The sequence below is a fragment of the Aeromonas sp. 1HA1 genome (assembly GCF_029237385.1).
Lineage (GTDB): Bacteria > Pseudomonadota > Gammaproteobacteria > Enterobacterales > Aeromonadaceae > Aeromonas > Aeromonas popoffii.
Genome location: NZ_JAACGC010000007.1, coordinates 33,569 through 52,068, shown reverse-complemented (window position 1 = coordinate 52,068; position 18,500 = coordinate 33,569). Strand labels below are relative to the sequence as shown.

14 protein-coding genes and 1 pseudogene are annotated in these 18,500 nt (G+C 62.4%); 7 read left to right on the top strand and 8 right to left on the bottom strand.

Features of this window, described 5'->3' with window-relative positions:
- Positions 1 to 4: 4 nt before the first annotated feature.
- The 5 genes from GWQ22_RS03970 to GWQ22_RS03950 form a co-directional block, all read right to left on the bottom strand.
- The gene (locus GWQ22_RS03970; protein WP_108537405.1) at positions 5 to 538 is read right to left on the bottom strand and encodes a glutathione peroxidase; all 534 of its coding nucleotides are present in this window, start codon (positions 536 to 538) and stop codon (positions 5 to 7) included.
- Between the two features lie 67 nt (positions 539 to 605).
- Positions 606 to 1,169 (bottom strand): NnrU family protein, encoded by a 564-nt coding sequence (locus GWQ22_RS03965; protein ID WP_275929523.1) that lies wholly within the window; start codon positions 1,167 to 1,169, stop codon positions 606 to 608.
- Positions 1,170 to 1,381: 212 nt separating this feature from the next.
- Positions 1,382 to 2,515, bottom strand: coding sequence for a glycerate kinase (locus tag GWQ22_RS03960; protein WP_275929522.1), 1,134 nt, complete (start codon positions 2,513 to 2,515; stop codon positions 1,382 to 1,384).
- 9 nt (positions 2,516 to 2,524) lie between these two features.
- The gene (locus GWQ22_RS03955) at positions 2,525 to 3,787 is read right to left on the bottom strand and encodes an SLC13 family permease (protein WP_275929521.1); all 1,263 of its coding nucleotides are present in this window, start codon (positions 3,785 to 3,787) and stop codon (positions 2,525 to 2,527) included.
- A gap of 119 nt (positions 3,788 to 3,906) precedes the next feature.
- On the bottom strand, positions 3,907 to 5,022 hold the full coding sequence (locus tag GWQ22_RS03950; RefSeq protein ID WP_275929520.1) for a sugar diacid recognition domain-containing protein: 1,116 nt from the start codon (positions 5,020 to 5,022) through the stop codon (positions 3,907 to 3,909).
- A gap of 208 nt (positions 5,023 to 5,230) precedes the next feature.
- On the opposite strand from GWQ22_RS03950, the gene GWQ22_RS03945 reads away from it, so the two are divergent.
- The 5 genes from GWQ22_RS03945 to GWQ22_RS03925 all read left to right on the top strand — a co-directional run bounded on the left by GWQ22_RS03945 (position 5,231) and on the right by GWQ22_RS03925 (position 9,399).
- Positions 5,231 to 5,605: a YacL family protein gene (locus GWQ22_RS03945; RefSeq protein ID WP_042038777.1), complete on the top strand. Its 375-nt coding sequence runs from the start codon at positions 5,231 to 5,233 to the stop codon at positions 5,603 to 5,605.
- A gap of 50 nt (positions 5,606 to 5,655) precedes the next feature.
- Positions 5,656 to 5,955, top strand: coding sequence for a hypothetical protein (locus GWQ22_RS03940; RefSeq protein WP_042038776.1), 300 nt, complete (start codon positions 5,656 to 5,658; stop codon positions 5,953 to 5,955).
- Between the two features lie 208 nt (positions 5,956 to 6,163).
- On the top strand, positions 6,164 to 6,994 hold the full coding sequence (locus tag GWQ22_RS03935; RefSeq protein ID WP_275929519.1) for a type II CAAX endopeptidase family protein: 831 nt from the start codon (positions 6,164 to 6,166) through the stop codon (positions 6,992 to 6,994).
- A gap of 303 nt (positions 6,995 to 7,297) precedes the next feature.
- On the top strand, positions 7,298 to 8,614 hold the full coding sequence (locus tag GWQ22_RS03930; RefSeq protein WP_275929545.1) for a sphingomyelin phosphodiesterase: 1,317 nt from the start codon (positions 7,298 to 7,300) through the stop codon (positions 8,612 to 8,614).
- Positions 8,611 to 9,399 carry a hypothetical protein gene (locus GWQ22_RS03925; RefSeq protein ID WP_275929518.1) on the top strand — a complete coding sequence of 263 codons (789 nt, stop codon included), beginning with the start codon at positions 8,611 to 8,613 and terminating at the stop codon, positions 9,397 to 9,399. Before GWQ22_RS03930 ends, GWQ22_RS03925 begins: the two co-directional genes overlap by 4 nt.
- 81 nt (positions 9,400 to 9,480) lie before the next feature.
- On the opposite strand, the gene GWQ22_RS03920 is transcribed toward GWQ22_RS03925, so the two are convergent.
- Positions 9,481 to 10,701, bottom strand: coding sequence for a DEAD/DEAH box helicase (locus tag GWQ22_RS03920; protein WP_275929517.1), 1,221 nt, complete (start codon positions 10,699 to 10,701; stop codon positions 9,481 to 9,483).
- Between the two features lie 152 nt (positions 10,702 to 10,853).
- Between GWQ22_RS03920 and GWQ22_RS03915 the strand changes: the two genes are divergently transcribed.
- Complete coding sequence (locus tag GWQ22_RS03915; RefSeq protein ID WP_275929516.1) at positions 10,854 to 11,681, top strand: transporter substrate-binding domain-containing protein; 828 nt, start codon at positions 10,854 to 10,856, stop codon at positions 11,679 to 11,681.
- Between the two features lie 69 nt (positions 11,682 to 11,750).
- On the opposite strand, the gene tpx is transcribed toward GWQ22_RS03915, so the two are convergent.
- On the bottom strand, positions 11,751 to 12,251 hold the full coding sequence (tpx, locus tag GWQ22_RS03910; protein ID WP_042038768.1) for a thiol peroxidase: 501 nt from the start codon (positions 12,249 to 12,251) through the stop codon (positions 11,751 to 11,753).
- 239 nt (positions 12,252 to 12,490) lie between these two features.
- Between tpx and GWQ22_RS03905 the strand changes: the two genes are divergently transcribed.
- Positions 12,491 to 14,941: a zinc/cadmium/mercury/lead-transporting ATPase gene (locus tag GWQ22_RS03905; protein ID WP_275929515.1), complete on the top strand. Its 2,451-nt coding sequence runs from the start codon at positions 12,491 to 12,493 to the stop codon at positions 14,939 to 14,941.
- A 223-nt stretch (positions 14,942 to 15,164) separates the two neighbouring features.
- On the opposite strand, the pseudogene pulA reads toward GWQ22_RS03905, so the two are convergent.
- Positions 15,165 to 18,467 (bottom strand): annotated as a pseudogene (pulA, locus tag GWQ22_RS03900) (pullulanase-type alpha-1,6-glucosidase); the annotation flags it as partial.
- Positions 18,468 to 18,500: the final 33 nt, after the last annotated feature.

The following is an 18,500-nucleotide window of genomic DNA, read 5'->3' as shown; positions in this document are numbered from 1 at the left end:
AGGCCTAAAGCCCGAGTGCCCGTTTGACCTCTTTTTGCAGGGGATCGTCGGCCGGATTCTGGTTCGCACCATAACTCGCGACCAGCTTGCCATCACGCCCTATCAGGTACTTGTGAAAGTTCCAGCCCGGCGCCTCGCCCGCAGCCGCGGCCAGCCCCTTGTAGAGCGGGCTGGCATCGTCACCGCGTACCGCCAACCGGTTGAACATAGGGAAGGTCACCCCGTAGTCACGGCGGCAAACAGCAGCGGTTTTGTCCTCATCCCCCGACTCCTGCCAGAAGTCGTTTGACGGAAAACCCAGCACGATCAGTCCTTTATCCTTGTAGGTCTGGTAAAGCGTCTCCAGATCCCCAAACTGCCCGCGATAGCCGCAATAAGACGCTGTGTTGACCACCAGCACCACCTTGCCTTCGGTCAGCTGACACAGGTTGTGGCGCTGGGTGTTGTTGAGCTCCCGCATCTCCACATTGAAGTAGTCGGGACAGGCAGCAGACACAGCCCCCACACCAAGCAGTAATAACAAAGTGAACCATTTCATCGGGCAACTCCTTTTGAACAGATGAGCGTCATACGCACAGGTGGCGCTGCCGGTTCATCCCCATCATTTAGCGCAAGGGTATGCCGGTCAGCCAGCCATGACCCCAGAAGATCAAGACAGCCGTGAACGCGAGTCCAGCTCCCACACTGATACCAGTACCCACCCAGTTCGCTGCGGGACGGGGATAGCGCTGCCAGTCCCGCACCGAAATCCAGATGATGCTGATCAGCGCCCACAGACCGATACCGCCGAACAACACCAGAGAGCGGGCCTCGCTGTTGACCGTCAGATGGGCGCCAGCCCAGAGCAGGGTACCAAGCAGTTGGGGATGCACCAGCCAACGCCGCAGGTGATTGGGCCCCTGGCCGGAGAAGAACAGGATCAGCGCGACTGGCATGGCGCCCATCATCAGGGTCGGGCCCCAGGTGGGCAGCAAGTAGAGCGGCATGGGGCTGGACGAACGCCAGCCAGCAAGAATAAAGCCAATGGCGACAAATAGCAGCAGCGAGAAGAGCCCCTTGTAACGGTTCTCCCCCAGCCGGTCGCGCAAGCGGTCCCTGTGGGCAGCGGCGAAGCAGGGGTAGAGGTGGATAAGGGTAAACAGCAGTACCCCCAGGGTCAGCAAGATCATGGGTGGCTCCTTGTACTATGGGAGATCACTATGCCGCAAAGTGCGCAACCGGAACACAGAAACCACAGAAAAGTGGCAGGGATACAGCAGGATAATGAAAAAAGCCGATCGACAGATCGGCAAGGTGTGTCGGGCAGACCGGCAGCAGATGCTGGTCATTACCGCTACACGGGGCAGGGTTTGGCCGGTGCCAGGCACCGGCCAGAACAGGATTAGCGTCGCATCATATAGAGCGCGGCCACGTTGCGGGCCGTGAGCTGCAGGTTGGTGGTGGCGCTGGCCAGCGCTTCCGGCAGCGACATGGCGCGGTTGACCACGGCGAACACCGCGTCCAGTCCGTGCTCATGCACGACACCGTAATCGTCGGTGAGACAGCCCGAAATACCTATCACCGGCTTGCCAAACTGCTTGGCACAGCGTGCGACACCGATTGGCGTCTTGCCATAAATAGTCTGACTATCGATGCGCCCTTCGCCGGTGATGACGAGATCCGCATCAGCCACCGCCTCGGCCAGTTTCAGCGCCGCTATGACGATCTGGATACCTGGCTTGAGCTCGGCACCGAGCAGGCCCACCAGGGCCGCGCCCATGCCGCCAGCTGCGCCCGTCCCCGGAATATCCTTCACCTGTTTGCCGAGCGCCTGTTCGATGCAGTCGGCATAGCGGGAAAGGTTGGCATCGAGCTGCGCCACCATGTCGGGGTTGGCCCCCTTCTGCGGACCAAACACGGCGGAGGCGCCTTTCGGGCCGCACAGTGGATTGTCCACATCGCAAGCCACCTCTATGGTGATCCTGCTCAGACGGGAGTCTAGGCCACTCAGGTCGATGGTCGCCAGCTCGGCCAAACCAGCACCACCCAGCGCAATAGAAGTGCCATCCGCTTTCAGCAACTTGCCACCGAGCGCCTGGATCATGCCGGCACCGCCGTCATTGGTGGCGCTGCCGCCGATACCGAGAATCAGGTGCTTCACCCCCATCTCCAGCGCAGCCAGGATCAGCTCGCCAGTGCCGAAGCTGGAGGTGAGCAGCGGATTGCGCAGTTCCGGCGCGACCAGATGCAGCCCTGAAGCGGCGGCCATCTCGATGACGGCGCGCTCGCCATCCCCCAGCAGGCCGACGAAGCCCTGCACCTTGTTACCGAGCGGCGCAGTCACCTCGACCGGCAGGATACGACCACCGGTGGCATCCACCAGGGATTGCACTGTCCCCTCGCCGCCATCGGCCATGGGCAACTTGATGTAGGTGGCATCTGGCAACACCTGCTTGAAACCCGCCTCGATGGCATCAGCCACCGCCATGGCGCTCAGGCTCTCCTTGAATGAATCCGGTGCGATAACAATTTTCATATCAGTTCCTTAGGCGAGGCCAAACACGCCAAACATCAGGGTGGAGACGGCTGCGATGGTCAGACCGACGGCAGTTTCGTAGGGGATGAGTTTCAGGCGCTCCCCCACGCCCATGTGGACGCTGCCACCCGTGGCATGGAAGAAGGAGCCGTGGGGCATGTGGTCAAACACAGTGGAACCCGCATGGATCATGGCGGCCCCCGCCAGACTGCTGATGCCGAGCTCAATCAGGGTGGCGCTGAACACGTTGGAGGCCACCACTGTCCCGGCCGTGGTCGAAGCGGTCGCCAGCGACATCAAAGCGCCCGAGATGGGGGCCAGCAGGTAGGAGGGCAAACCGGAGGCGGTCAGGCCGCTGATCAGCACATCCTTCAGACCCGAGTTGGCAATGATGCCCGCCAGGGTACCGGTTCCCAGCAGCATGATGGCTACCGGCGCCATGCGGGAAAGGCCCGAGACCGCAAATTGATTCACCTTGCTGAACTTGCCCATCATCAGGGCGCCGACCAGGCCGCCGAGGGGCAGGGCGATGAGCGGATCCACCACGATACCGGCCAGCGGGCGCAGGGCCAGCAGCAGGATGGCGACCAGAGGTGCACTGATGGCCGCAGCAAAGCCGGGCAGCTTGGTGCCGGCAAAGCTCACCACCTCATCGGCAGCGACCTTGCTGCCTTTATTGTTGAGGCGCTTGGCAAGCCAGTAAGCCATCGCCAGACCGAGCAGGCCCGGGATGATGCCCGCCGCCATGACGGACGTGAGGGGCAGATGGAAGGCGTCGGCGGCGGCAATGGCGTTCGGGTTGGGGGACATCACGTTGCCCGCCTTGCCACCACCGACCATGGCCAGCAAGATAGCCGCCTTGGAGAGGTCGGCACGGCGAGCAATCGCCAGCGCAATGGGGGCAACCGTGATAACCGCCACATCCACGAACACACCGACCGCAGTCAGGATCAGGGTCGCGAGGGCCAGTGCCAGCAGGGCGCGGGTCTCGCCCAGCTTCTTGACGATGGTCTCGGCTATGGTGGTAGCCGCGCCCGATTCGATCAGCACGCCCGCCAGCACACCGGCCGCCAGGATCCGCATCACGGCCGTGGTGATCCCCTGGGCGCCACCTATCATCAGGGCGACCGTCTGGGTCAGATCGGCACCGCCGATCAGGCCACCGGCCAGGGCGCCGACTATCATGCCGTAAGCGGGCGGAACCTTCTTCAGAATGAAGAAGATGGCGATGGAGAGCGCGGCGAGAGCGCCGAGCGCGGATACAGGGATCATGACGGGCACCTTGAGTGGGAGTGAATGGTGGCCATTATGGTGATCCGGGATCGGAATACTTTGGTTTAAAAGCCAAATAACATCTCTTTAAAAAGATTATTTTTGTTCATTACAACAAATCAGTTATCGAGATTGAGCCCGAGGTAGAGCAAAAACTTGTCATCTAACTTATTGAAATTCAAACCAGTTATTTGCTCAATCCGGGTCAGTCGGTAGCGCAGGGTATTGGGGTGGATGAACAGCGCTTCGGCACAGGGATGCAGATCACAATCCAGCAAGAAATATTGGCGCAGTGTTTTTTGCAGCGCTCCCTTTGTGTCCTCCTGCGCCAGCTTGAGCAGGGGGGCGCGCAGCTGATCCGCCTGCCAGGAGTCCGCCAGACTGCCGAGCAGCACAGGCAGCCGGTAATCCTCGAAGAAGTAGACCTGCTTGCGCGGCGCCTGCCGCATGCCCCGGCGCAACGTGTCCCGCGCCGTCTGATAGGAGCGTGCCAGCCCGTCTATGCCGCCGAAGTAATCACCCACCCCGATGCGCACCTTGAAGTGGGGAATGCGGGCCAGCAACTGCTTGATGCGACTGCGCTCCTGCTCAGATTGCCAGACGCCATCGCTCAGTTGGGCCGGTTTGAGAACCACTATCTCGTCCAGACCATTGATGGCCACCAGGTTGTCCCGCTCCGGATTTTCCAGCAGATGCACCAGCTCCCGCAGGCGGGCGGGATCTGCCTCCTCCAGCGCCAGCACGGCCACCACCCGAGGCTGGGCCAGATCCAGCTCGAGGAAACGGGCCGCCTGTTGCAGCTGATCGACTCGCCCCTCGCCGCGGATGAGCTGCAGCACCAGCTCCTCCTTGTGGCGCTTGTCCCACTGCAACTGCTCGGTGAGCGCCGCCTGCTCCAGAATGAGCTCGGCCGTCATACGCACCAGCTCGGCGTAAGCACGAACGATGTCCGGATCACCCGAGATGCCGATGACTCCGAGCAGCTCCCCCTGATAGGCAATGGGCAGGTTGATGCCGGGACGCACCCCTTTGAGTTGCTGGGCGGTCGCCTCGCTGATCTCCACTACCCGGTTCTCGGTCAGTGCCAGCACGGCCCCCTCGTGGCGCTGATGAAGTCGCTCGGGATTGCCGGAGGCGATGATCAAACCGTGTTCATCCATCACGTTGACCGAGAACGACAGTATCTTCATCGCCCTGCTCACTATCTGACGGGCCAGGGTATCGTTTAGCTGCATAACATCTCCGGACAACAAGCTGGCATGACGCCTGGGGGCCCACAATCGCACGGGCCGACGCGCAAAGATCCCACATCATCAAGACAAGCGCAGGGGGGATCGCTAGAATAGGCCACTTTACGCTATATGTGCCCCACCATGGATCATGGATCTGGCGTTATGCCGCTGTGTGGCGTGGTGGCTTCATCTTTCCGATATGGGCTCCACTATGGACTATGAATTTCGCCGCGACCCGTTCGGTGGCTATCGCGCCCGGTTCTCCATGGGCCATGAGGCCATCGGTCAGTGGTTGATCGATGAAGTTGGCAAGGATGAGGAGAAGCTCGACGAACTCTTCTCCATCATCGACCAGCTGTCGAATCGCACCCGCACAGAATACCTGCTGCACGGCGGTGACTATTCACTGCTGCTCACCCATGAGGAGGCCGAAGTGAAGGCCAACGTCCTCAATATCGAGCTGGATGAGGATCTCGACGATCTCGCCTACTACGATGATGAGCAGCTGGCCATGTGCGGACTGGAAGACTTTGCCCAGGTGCTCGGCTCCTGGCGCGCCTTTATCCGCAACGAGGATATGGGCTGAATACCCACATTTCGGGCGAGCATGCCCCTTGCAACCCAACAGGATTGACTATGTCTATTTATGATTTTGACGGCGAACAACCAGAACAGCCGGAAGACGAACAGGACCAGACCAAACACGCCGTGCCTGCCAAGAAGAAAGGCAAGCAGGTGATGAACACTCAGGTCAACCTGAGCCCGCGCGATGCCAGCCGTCTGAACGGCCTGCATGTCGAAGCCATCACCACCCTGGACGACGTCAGCCTGCCGAAGAACGTCATCTTCAAGGCTGGCCTCATCGCCCTGGGCGAGCTGGAAGCCACCAAGCGTGCCGATATCATAGCCCGCGTCATCGCCGAATCCGGTCGATAAATCCCGTGTGATTGCCGGTGCGGGTCGCTAACACGCCTCCGAACTGGCAATGCAGTATCAGAAAAGCCGGAGCCCAAGCTCCGGCTTTTTCATGGCTGTGCCCCGCAGCTGACCCGCCCAGACAGGGATTTGAACCTGCCTATTGAGCCTTGTGTCATGATGTGACGGCTTGTTAAGGTGCGGGGCTTTTATCGGCCTTGGAGACTCAATGTTACCTCTACCTGATTCGCTCATCTGGGGAGCCCTGACGCTGGCCGTCTTGCTCTGTCTGGCCCGGCAACGCCTGCCCGGCCTGATCCTGCTGGGGGTCGCCCTGCTGGCCGCCTGCTACCTCGACCACCTCAGCCTTTTCGCCCTGCTGATCACGCTGGCGGGACTGTTGCTGGCCTGGCGTACTCCCAGCCTGCCCCAGCCATGGCGTGGCGCCGCCTTGACCCTGATACTGCTGTGGGCCATAGCGCTGATGCTGCACCTCATCCCCGGCTTCAGCAATCTGAAAGTGCTGGACCAGGTGCTGGCTGGCCCCGCCAGCGTGCCCTTCAACATGTACCTCAATCTGGACAAGCCGCTGGTCTTCTTCGGCCTGCTGCTGGCCTGGCCTGGCCTGCTCGGCCAGGGCGGTGCGATCCGCTGGCGAGCACTGGCCTTGCTGCTGTTGCCGCTGGCCGCGCTGCTGGTCACTGCCTGGCAACTCGGGGCACTCAAGCCCGAAGTGGGCCTGCCCCACTGGTGGTGGCTGTTTGCTCTCAACAACCTGCTGTTCACCTGCGTGGCGGAAGAGGCCCTGTTTCGCGGCTTTATCCAGCAAGGGGTGGCCGCCCGCAGCCGGCTCTGGCTCGGCATCCTGGTGGCCAGCCTGCTATTCGGTGCCGCCCACCTGGCCGGAGGCCCGCTGCTGATGCTGTTTGCCGCCCTGGCAGGCGCCTGCTACGGCCTGGCGTTCCAGTTCAGTAGCCGTCTGAGCATCGCCATCGCGATCCACTTTCTGTTCAACTTCGCCCATCTGGCCCTCTTTACCTACCCGCTGGCCAGTCGCTGATCCCTGGCGCCCCGCCCGGGGCGCCCTTGTTTCCCTCTTCTTCACCCCCCAGCCAGCGGTCTGTCCGCTCGATATAGACTTTCTGTTTACACTTGTTTGCCAGGATCCCGTGTCAATTCATTGAACCAAGCCAAGAGATAACCGAGCCTGCACGGCCCTCCGCCCAAGCGCCTTCCCCTCAATGCCATCTCCTCTCCCCATATGGGGCCTTTCATTTATTTGTAACGAAAATGTAAATGAAATGACGTCTGTACCCGCCATAACAGTCACTTTCCAGCGTGCCTCAACCAAAAGGACTTCATGATGCACAAGCCCCTCAGTTATGCCGCCCTGCTGCTGGCCAGCCAGTTTCCGTTGCAGGCGCTGGCCGATACCGATGTCTACCTCACCAACAACAGCCCTGAACCGCTCCAGATCGACATCCGCCAAAGCGGAACTGGCCAGCTTCAGGCAGGCAGCCAGTGGATCCAGCACAGGACAGCGCTGGGCCCCTGGCAGAGCGCCATGGTACTCAGCTTCAATCGCTACGAGGGGGTGAAGGCGGGCAAAAGCTATCTGTTCGAAACCCGTGTCACCACGGCCGGGGGCGACACCTATCGCCTCAACCAGCTGATGGAGGGCACCTGGTGGAACACCACACTGCAGCACGGTGGCGACACCCCGACCGCCAGCTCGGGCTGGCAGAGCGCTCGCGCACTGCATCGCACCCAGGGCCCGCAGGAGCTGGCCTTCGCCGCCAAGTTCACCGGCCGTTACGACGACCTGCACTACATGCTGACGCCGCCACAACCGCAGGAGCAGCCAGAACCGTCAGAGATCACACTCAAGGTAGCCAGCTACAACATCTGGGCACTGCCTGTCATCGCCGCCAGCATAGGTAAGCGGCTGGCCCTGCTGCCCGACCATCTCAAGGGCTATGACGCCCTGCTGCTGCAGGAGGTGTTCGACGGCCGCCGCGAGGGCTTTCTGCAGGCGCTGGCGAAAGAGTATCCCTATCAGACCAAGGTGCTCGACAAGCCGGGTGTCAACATTCACGACGGCGGCGTGGTGATCGTCAGTCGCTACCCCATAGTACGCGAGGCCCAGCTGGTCTATCCCCAGTGCACCGGCACCGACTGCTTCGCCGACAAGGGGGTCATGTACGCCGAGGTGATCAAGGGAGGCAAGGCCTGGCATCTGTTCGCCACCCACACCGCCAGCTTCGACACCGACGAGGCGAGACGGCTGCGCCAGATCCAGTTCGGCCAGATTCGCACCCTGGCCGCCAGCCTCAAGATCCCGACCAGCGACACCGTCATCTATGGCGGTGACTTCAACGTCAACAAGCGCAAGTTCGCCGACGACTACGCCAGCATGCTGGCCAACCTTGACGCCCATGAACCCGGCTATGGCGGTTATACAGAAGCCACCTTCGATCCCAGGATCAACCCCTACGCAGGCGGGCTCCTCTCCGGTGGCCCCAATGTCGAGTATCTGGACTATCTGGTGGTGAGCCGGGAGTACGGCACCGCCAGTGATAACCTCAACACCGTCTGGATCCCCCGCAGCAGCGATGGCAGCCTCTGGCCCGCCAGCAACCTCTCCGATCACTTCCCGGTCAAGGGAGAGATCCGTCGATGAAGCGCCGCTACGGGATCCTGGCTCTGGCGGTCCTCTCGCTCTTGCTGCTCAACCTCGGCTGGCAGAATGAGCCAGAGTCGGCCCCGGCCAGCACCGAGGTTTATCAGCATGGGAGCAGTCAGCAGCAGACACCCGCCACCCAGATAACAGCCCTTGTGACCGGGCTCACCCCGACGGCCAGCGGGGGCCAGTCCACCAAACAGCCCCCCAGCTGGCGAGAGATGCCTGCGGAGCTGAGCCAGCTGCTCGCCAGCGAGATAAGCGACACCGACCAGCCACTGAGCGAGCGGCTGGTCAATCTGATCGCGCTGGAATCCCAGTGGATGAGTGAGGGGGAGAGCCTGACCCGGCTGCAGGGGCGCTATGCCGAGTCGCTGGCGCAGCTGACCAGCGAGGGTGAACAGCTGACCCTGGCGGAGCGGCTGGCGGCCCTGACCCGGCTGCAGGATGAGTGGGCGGCGGATCACCCGGATCTGGCGGAGGATCTGTTCAACCCGGATGCCCGCCTCTTGCAGGCACGCCAGTTGTGGGGAGATGAAGAACTGGAGACACTGGCTCGCCACTTCCTGCCTGCCGATCGGGCCGAGGCCAGCGTGGCGTTTACCGGTGCACGCCAGCAGCAGCTGGATCAGCGCGCTCACTACCAGCAACAGTTGGCCGAGCTGGAACAGCAACTGGCGGCCAGTCAGGGGAACATGGATCCCGAGCGCTGGCAGCAGCACAGGGAGGAGGTGCTCAGCCAGTTTAGGCGCGACTTCTTCGCCCGGGCACAGGGCAAGCCCTGAGCATGAAACCGCCCGGGGAGCCTGACATTGACAAGAAAACAGGGCCCTTTGCTTTTGCCTGCCCATCGGGCAAGCCCCCCTTTAGGCCTTGCCTTTGAACTGCTTGACGCTGCGCTTGTTGGCGGTACGACGATTGGCCTGCTTGTCACGCGGGGGGCGCTTGCCCTCCCCGCTGGCGGGCAGGTCAGTCACCGGGAAACCGGCAAGTTCCCCCAGCGGTAGCGCACGGCCGGTGAGGGTGCGGATCGCCGCAAGGGTATCGCTCTCGCCGTGGCACACGAGCGAAATGGCCAGCCCCTCGCGCCCGGCGCGGGCGGTGCGGCCAATACGGTGCACATAAACGGGGGCGCTGGCCGGCAAGTCCAGGTTGATCACCACCGGCAGCGCCTCCACATGTATGCCCCGCGCCATCAGATCGGTGGCCACCAGCACCCGCACCTTGCCGGCCTTGAAATCGTCAAGCGCCTGATCCCGCACCGCCTGCTCTTTCTCGCCATGGAGGGCGGCAACCGCAATGCCCGCCCTGGCCAGCTTTTTGGCCACGCCGTCGGCATCATCCCGTGCGCTGATGAAGACCAGCACCTGCGGCCAGTCCTGCTCCTTGAGCAAGCCGATCAGCGCCGGCACCTTGCTGCTCTTGTTGACCAGATAGAGCCGCTCCTCGATCTCGTTCACCAGGCTATTGAGGGGGTTGGCCTCGATGCGGGTCGGCTCTGTCAGCAGGCCATTGGCAAGGGCATCCAGCTCGGCAGGCAAGGTGGCGGAGAAGAGCAGGGTCTGACGCGGTGAGGGCATCTCATTCATCAGCCACTGAATGTCGGGCCAGAAGCCCATCTCCAGCAGGCGATCTGCCTCATCCAGCACCAGCTGTTGCAGGCCATCCAGTCCCAACACTTGCTGAGTGAGCAGATCCCGCAGTCGCCCCGGCGTCGCCACCAGCAGTGGCGGCCCCAGCGCCAGTTCGGCCTGTTGTCGCTCCTGTGCGACGCCCCCACACAGCGTCACGATACGCAGCCCCAGCGCCTCGGCGAACCCTTGCAAGGCGGCGCTCACCTGGGTGGCCAACTCGCGGGTCGGCACCAGTACGAGTCCCTGCACCAGACTGGAGGCGGGATCCAGCCGTTGCAGCAGCGGCAGCCCGAACGCCAGTGTCTTGCCGCTGCCGGTCTGGGCCAGCGCCAGCAGATCCCGCCCCGCCAATACCACGGGTATTGCAAGCTGCTGGACGCGGGTCGGCGTCTGCAGGGTGGCAGGCAGGGCCGCCAGCAGGGCGGGATTGAGGTCGAGTTCGCTAAAGGTCATGGGGCTACGCTGATATCGGCTAAATAAAGAAGTGGGAGGCGAAGTCTAGTGAGCGGGGGGGGAGAAGTAAAACCCTATCCATAGTGACCAGACCAAGGTGAGGGCAGCGGCTGACTACACTTGACCTGACCCATCGTAAAGGGAGACAGGCCATGAACCTCACCAGACATATTCCCAGCCTGCTGCTCCTGGTGGCACTGCTCGGCAGCGCAACCCTCGGCCTCTCACAGAGCATGGCGAGCAACCTCGCAACCAATCCAGCCAAACCGGTGCGCATCCTCAACGCCCACCTCGGCGAGCTGCCTGGGCTGATCAATGCCGACAAGACGGGCCCCTTCGTCGATTTGGTGCGCGCCATTGATGATCTCCACCCCGATGTGACCATCCGGATCACCATCTATCCCATCGCCCGCGCCATGGCTGGCGTGATCAACCACAAGGCCGACCTGGGCCTGCCTGCTATCCGCAATCTCAAGGATGTCGATATGCTGCCCTACCGTTTCAGCACCCGCAGCTTTGGCAAGGTGGCCCATGTGATTTACAGCAACACAGCCAATCCGGTCACCACCGATATGGCCTATGGCATTGTCCCCACCGAACGGGATCTGCTGATCGAAGCTGTACCGGACTATATGCCCTTCTCGGTACAACGCTCGATGAGCATCGAGCAGTCGCTGCGCAAGCTGTCTCGCGGCCGCATCGACGCCTTTGTCTGGGCGCAGGAAGAGGCAGACCTGATGCTGCGCCAACTGGGGCTGACCAATATCCAGCGAGAGTTTTTTGGCGACTTTGAAGATGTGTTTATTATTCAGAAGGGGGCAGCCGGTAACGATATGGATGCGTTTTTGGCACAGGCCATAGAAAAGTTGGCTGAATCAGGCAAGCTGGAGGCGATATACAGCAAGATCCACTGCCCCTACGAACACTGGCAGCCATACCCGGAGCCATTACCCGCAGCCAAGCCTGTAAAGACCCCCTGATAACTGAATTCCAACGATAAAAAATCCCGCCGCGGGCATGCCGTGGCGGGATTTTTTGTGCTCGGGAGCTTACAGGGCAGCCAGGGCGGCGGCGTAGTTCGGCTCGTCGGCCACCTCAGCCACCAGCTCGCTGTGCAGCACCTTGTCATCTGCATCCAGCACGACGATAGCACGGGCAGTCAGGCCCACCAGCGGACCGGAGGAGAAGGCTACGCCGTAGTCCTGCAGGAAGGCCGCACCACGCAGGGTGGAGAGGGTCACCACCTTGTCCAGACCTTCGGCGCCGCAGAAGCGGGACTGGGCGAACGGCAGATCGGCGGAGATGCAAAGCACGACCGTGTTCTCCAGCGCGCTGGCCTGCTCGTTGAATTTGCGCACGGACGTGGCGCAAGTCGGGGTATCGACGCTCGGGAAGATGTTCAGGATCTTGCGCTGGCCGGTGAAGTTAGCAAGGGTCACGTCAGACAGATCCTTGGCAACCAGGGAGAAGGGTTTGGCCTGCTCACCGGCAACGGGGAAGTGGCCGGCGACGGAGACGGGGTTGCCTTGCAGGGTAACGGAATGGCTCATGTTATGTCCTTGATTATCGAGGGAGGATAGGGCCCCCCAGTATAGGCGCGCCGAGACGGGACAAACACCCGCCAACCACAAGGATATAAGCGCGCTTTACCCTGACCCGGACAAATCACCCCTGCTGGCTCAAACAGCAAGAGCAAAGAGGCTTGACCTTGGACTTAACACCAAGGTTTACACTCGATTCAGTCATCGAAGATCTCGCACCGGCGGGATCCATCCAAGAGGAACTCATCATGAGCAAATCCTGCTGTAGCCATCAAGCCGCCGCCCCCATCAGGGCCGTCAGCAAGTCTGCCACCCGCCAGAACGAGCATCAGCACGACAGCCACTGCTGTGACAGTGCCACGCCGGTCAGCCTTTGTGCCAGCAAGGCTCCCCATGATCATCAGGATCAGGGGGTCAGTGAATCACCGGGGGATGAAGAGCCCCCCAGAGCAGGCTGTCACAGCCAGGGCTGCTGCAGCAGCCCGCAGCTGCCTCATGACCATGACCATGACCATGACCATGACCATGACCATGACCATCATGAGCAAACCACCGACACCGCCGAGCCACTCATTGCGCCAGAGCAGGAGAGTCGCCGCCACCGCTGGCAGGTGCTGGGAATGGATTGCCCCAGCTGTGCCCGCAAGATCGAGACCGCTGTCAGCCGCGTTGCTGGCGTGCAGCAGGTTCGCGTGCTGTTTGCCACCGAGAAACTGGTGGTGGATCTGGCCCCCGGCCTCTCCCCTGATCCCGTCACCGCCGCCGTGCTGGCCGCCGGTTTCCGGCTCAAGGGGGAAAACAGTGGCAAACAGCAAGCCGCCAGCAAGGGCGGCCCGCTGCTGACCCTGCTCGGCAACTTTTTCGGCAAATACTGGCAGCCCTTGTCGCTGGCCGGCCTGATGGGGGTGGCGGCCCTGCTGCCGAAAGAGTTCGGCCAGCCGCTGTTTACCCTGGCCACCCTCTGGGGCCTGTGGCCCATCTCCCGCAAGGCCTGGGCGCTGACCAAGAGCGGCTCCCCCTTCGCCATCGAGACCCTGATGACGGTAGCGGCGCTGGGCGCCCTCTTCCTCGGCGAAACCGCCGAGGCAGCCATGGTGCTGCTGCTCTTCATGCTGGGGGAACATCTGGAGGCCTACGCCGCCAGCCGTGCCCGCGCTGGCGTCACGGCCCTGATGGCGCTGGTGCCCGACAAGGCAATGCGTATCCGCACCAGGGTTGACGGCGACATCCAGGAAGAGGTGGCGGCCGACGTGCTGCGTCCCGGCGACATCATAGAAATCGCCCCGGGTGCCCGCTTGGCCGCAGATGCCCGTTTGCTCGACGCCCTCGGGACGTTTGATGAAAGCGCACTGACCGGTGAATCCATTCCGGTGGAACGTCATCAGGGCGACAAGGTGCCCGCTGGCAGTGTGGCGGCGGATCGGGTGCTGCGTCTCGAGGTGGTGTCCGAACCCGGCAATAACGCCATCGACCGCATACTGCATCTGATCGAGGAGGCCGAGACCCAGCGTGCGCCCATAGAGCGTTTCATCGACCGCTTCAGCCGCTGGTATACCCCGGCCATGATGCTGGTCGCCCTGCTGGTGGTGATAGTGCCGCCACTGGCCTTCGGCCAGAGTTGGGATGAGTGGATCTATCGCGGGCTGACGCTGCTGCTCATCGGCTGCCCCTGCGCCCTGGTGATCTCCACCCCGGCAGCGGTCACTTCCGCCTTGGCGGCGGCCACCCGGCAGGGTGCCCTGATCAAGGGCGGCGCCGCGCTGGAGCGACTGGCCCATATCGAGACAGTCGCGTTTGACAAGACCGGCACCCTGACGCTGGGCAAGCCGCAACTGACCGAGCTTGTCAGCCTCAATGGCCGACCCGAGGCCGAACTGCTGGCACTGGCCGCCGCCATCGAGCAGGGCTCCCACCACCCGCTGGCCCGGGCCGTGGTAGCCAACGCCAAGGAGCAGGGATTGAGCCTGCCCGCGGCTCAGGATCTGCGCGCCCTCCCGGGCATGGGGGTTGAGGGGCGCATCGACGGCACCCTCTGGCAACTGCTGGCGCCGAACCGGGTTGCCTCGCTGGACAATGCCCTCAACACACAGATAGCCACCCTGGAGCAGCAGGGCAAGACGGTGGTCGTGCTCGGCCAGCCGGGCTCAGCGCCGGCGGCCCTGCTGGCACTGCGAGATCAGATCCGGCCCGACGCAGCAGCGGCGTTGGCGGAGCTCAAGGGGCTGGGACTGCGCAGCATCATGCTGACCGGCGACAACCCCCGCGCCGCCGAGGCAATTGCCAACGAACTCGGCATGGGCTGGCGTGCCAGCCTGCTGCCGGAGGATAAGGTCGAGGAGATAGCCAAGCTGGCCACCAGCCAGAAGGTCGCCATGATAGGGGATGGCATCAACGACGCCCCCGCCATGAAGCGGGCCAACATTGGCATCGCCATGGGCGGCGGCACAGACGTGGCGCTGGAAACGGCCGATGCTGCCCTGACCCACAACCAGCTCGGTGGCATCGCCGCCATGATCCGCCTGTCGCGGGCGGCACTGACCAACATCCACCAGAACATAGCGCTGGCGCTGGGGCTCAAGGCCATCTTCCTGGTCACCAGCCTGCTCGGCCTCACCGGCCTGTGGATTGCCGTACTCGCGGATACTGGCGCCACCGCCCTGGTAACGGCCAACGCCCTGCGCCTGCTACGCAAGCGCTGATCCAGCCCGCAAGCGAAGTACCCATATACAAAGCCGTCCCCCGCCAGGGACGGCTTTTCCCTTTCTCCTCCTTCTGACACCAGCAAAGAAAAAGCGCGGCTGCCGGTTGGCAGTCGCGCTTTACTTACTCTCTCGGCGTTATCCCACCCTTGGCAAGGTGGAATTCAACCCGGGGATGCCGAGCCAGCCCCGGACTCGATGGGTGTACTTATTTGGTCGCAGCGTTACCGAACGGCAGCACTGTGCTCAGATCTATCTTCTTGCTCACCGGCAGACCCGCGCCCTGGGCACCGGCCTGCGGCTTGACGAACACAGCCGCCGACCAGGCCCCCAGCGTCAGGGTGCCACCATTGGCGGCAGCGTCACGGGCTATGCTCTCGCCGACGCGGTGGGCCGGGCTCAGCTGCAGTGTGCTCAGGTCGATGGGCTGATCCTTGCCGTCACGGAAGTCGCCGATGCTCTGGGGCTGGTTGGTGGCGTTGATCATCACCACCAGACCCTCGATGGCGGGATCCAGATCCGCACCTGAGGTCACGCCGTCATCCACCGTCATCACGATGAGGCCCGCCACCTGATCCGGCCCGGTATTGCGAAAATCGACCCGCTTGATCACCTCGGCGCCACTGCCCAGACGCAGCAGACGGGAGGATTGACGCAGCTCGGCCAGCTCCTGGTAGAAGCCCACCATGGTCGCCATGTCGGCCCCGCTCGGCTTGACGTGCTTGCCGAGCACCTGCTCGATCAGCGGATAGTTGTCGCCATCCTTATCCTTGCGCGGCAAGCCCTTGTCGAAGTTGTTGTCAGTCAGGGTGTAATCGACCCTGTTGTACCAGTCACCGGAGTCGAAGCTATCCCGCTCCATGGACTTGGAACGCAACAGCTCGACACCGGCGTGGGTAAACGGAATACCCTGTCCCAACATAGCGGTGGCGAGCGACACCCCCTGCATCCGCACCAGATCGGCTCCTTCCGGCGCCTTGTAGATCAGGTTGTCGAACAGGGTCTGGTTGTCGTGCTTGTCGACATAGTTCTGGATCTCGGTCGGATCCTGGGCATAACCCGCGCGCTGACCGTCGTAGTCGATGTCGGAGCCCTTCTTCGGTATGCCATCCTTGTCAGTCAGCACGAAATCCTTGAGGTTGCCGGCCATGCCGAGGCGAACCAGGTCAGATTGGTGCAATGCGGTGGCCAGATCGACACCATCCATCTCGTTGGCATCCACCAGGGCGCCGTTGCCAAAACCCTGGGTCTTGCGAATGGTGTCGCCGCCGTCAAACGGACTGCCGCCGCGTACCGCATCTCGCAGCCGGTCGGAGAAGGAGCCGATGCCGGTGCCGCCCAGATGCTTCTGGGTCGCCTGCACGAAACGCTTGTCATCGGCAACCTCGCCGAAGTTCCAGCCCTCGCCGTAGAAGTACATCTCGGGATTGACCTGCTTCACCACGGCCAGCGCCTGCACCATCTGATCTTTCGGGTGGTGGCCCATCAGGTCGAAGCGGAAGGCATCGATCTTGTAGTCACGGGCCCAGGTCACCAACGAGTCATCCATCAGCTTGGCGAACATGGCGTGTTCCGGCGCCGTGTTGGAGCAGCAGGTGGAGGTCTCGACCGAGCCGGTCTCCGGATTGAGGCGCTGATAGTACCAGGGCACTATCTTGTCGAGCACCGACTTGGGACCCAGGCCAGCGTCGTGGGTGTGGTTGTAGACCACGTCCATCACCACGTTCATGCCTATGTTCTGTTTGATGGCCTTGACCATCTCGCGGAACTCCAGAATGCGCTGGCTACCTTCGGCATTGGTGGCGTAGGAGCCTTCCGGCGTGGTGTAGTGGTAAGGGTCATAACCCCAGTTGAAGGAGTCTACCCCGCGCAGATAGCCATAAAGCTCCTGCACCTGCGGGTTCTCCTTGCTGTCGGCCCCCTGCAGATCGGTCAGCACAGCCGCTATGGTCTGGCCGCCGCCGCAGTAGCCGCCAAACTTGGAACCCAGCACCTCCGGGTTGATCTGACACAACTTGCTGAAATCATCGCCAAGGTTGGCCACCTTGGCCGGATCCTCGTTGACGGTGGCAAGGTCGAACACAGGCAGCAAATGCAGGTGGCTGACGCCGCTCTTGGCCAGCGCCTGCAGGTGCTTGACCGGCACACTGTCGCTGTCGGTCAGGCCGAGGAACTTGCCGCGGTGCGCAGGCAAGGTGGAGTCGTCATTGCCGGTCAAATCGCGGACATGGGCCTCATAGATGGTGATGTCGGCAGGATTCTGCTGACTGTGAGGCGCTTTGAGGCTGTCCCACCCTTCCGGCTTGAGGGCCGGATCGTCGAGATCCACCACCTGACTGAACTCGGAGTTCATCGCCAGGCTCAGGGAGTAGGGGTCTGTCACCTGATAGGACTCCAGCTTGCGGCTGACCGGGTGATAGACCTGGATGTCGTAGCGGTAGAACTTGCCGACAAGCTCGCTGCCCCCCTGCACGCTCCAGCTGCCGCTGGCCTGGTCCCGAGTCATGGTGCGCACGCCCAGCGCCCTATGCTGAGCATCGAACAGCGCCAGCTTGACCGACTTGGCGGTCGGCGCCCACAGCCGGAAGGTGACCTTGCCCCCCTCGACGATGGCGCCATAGGCCAGTTTGGCGGCGGCGTCGGCATAGAGGGCATCGAGGGCACCGGCGCTCTGCACCAGGGTCGCCCCCTGCAAGATGCCGTCAGCATCTGTGCCGATGGCCACCAGCTCGCCCTTGAGCAGAGGCTTGAGATCTGCAGCCAAAGGCAGGGCGAAGGCGGCGGCATCCTTGAGGTGCGGATACTTGGCCTGCTGCTCGGCGGTCAGGCTGGTCGGGGTCAGGGTAATGTAGGGGAAGTCGAATACCCCTTCCCCATTGGCCTTGATGGTGCCCGACGCTGTGTAATAGAGGCGCACATGAGGCTTGTCCTTGCCCCCTTGCCAGATCAGGGTGTTGCCATCAATCAGATGGGCGCTGGCCCCCGCCACGCCAAAGGCGGCGTTAAAGGCGTCGGCACGACTGCCGAAGACTTCGCTCTTGCCCGCGACGATGGCCACGGTGCGATCCGGATGATCGCTGAAGATCACCTTCATGTTGGCACCGGTCAGGTTGGCCAGGTCACCGTTGCGGGCAATAAAGTTGATACAGCCTTCCAGCTTGGCCAGCGGTACCACCCAGCTGGGACCGAAGCCGTCGGCCGCCGCCGGGGTATTGACCTTGTCATCCCAGCCCGCGTTGATACCGCTCTCGGCGGTGGCGTTGCAGGCGTCGTTGTTCCACAGGTGGAGACTGTAATTGGCAAAGGGACCATCCACCCCGCGCGCGGCGCTGGTCTGGGTATCCACCAGGGCAATGACCGCCTGATCGGGCCCGGCCACCAATTGCTCGGCAGGAGGTTGTACATTGGGCAGACGGGCAACGGGGCCGTCAGGGGTAGAGGGGGAGGAGCTGTTGTCATTGCAGCCGGACAAAAGCGCGAGCAGTGAGGCTATTACCAGCGCCACTTTGGTCTTTTTCATATCCATTTTTTTATAATTCCCGCTGTAGTTAATCTCGAT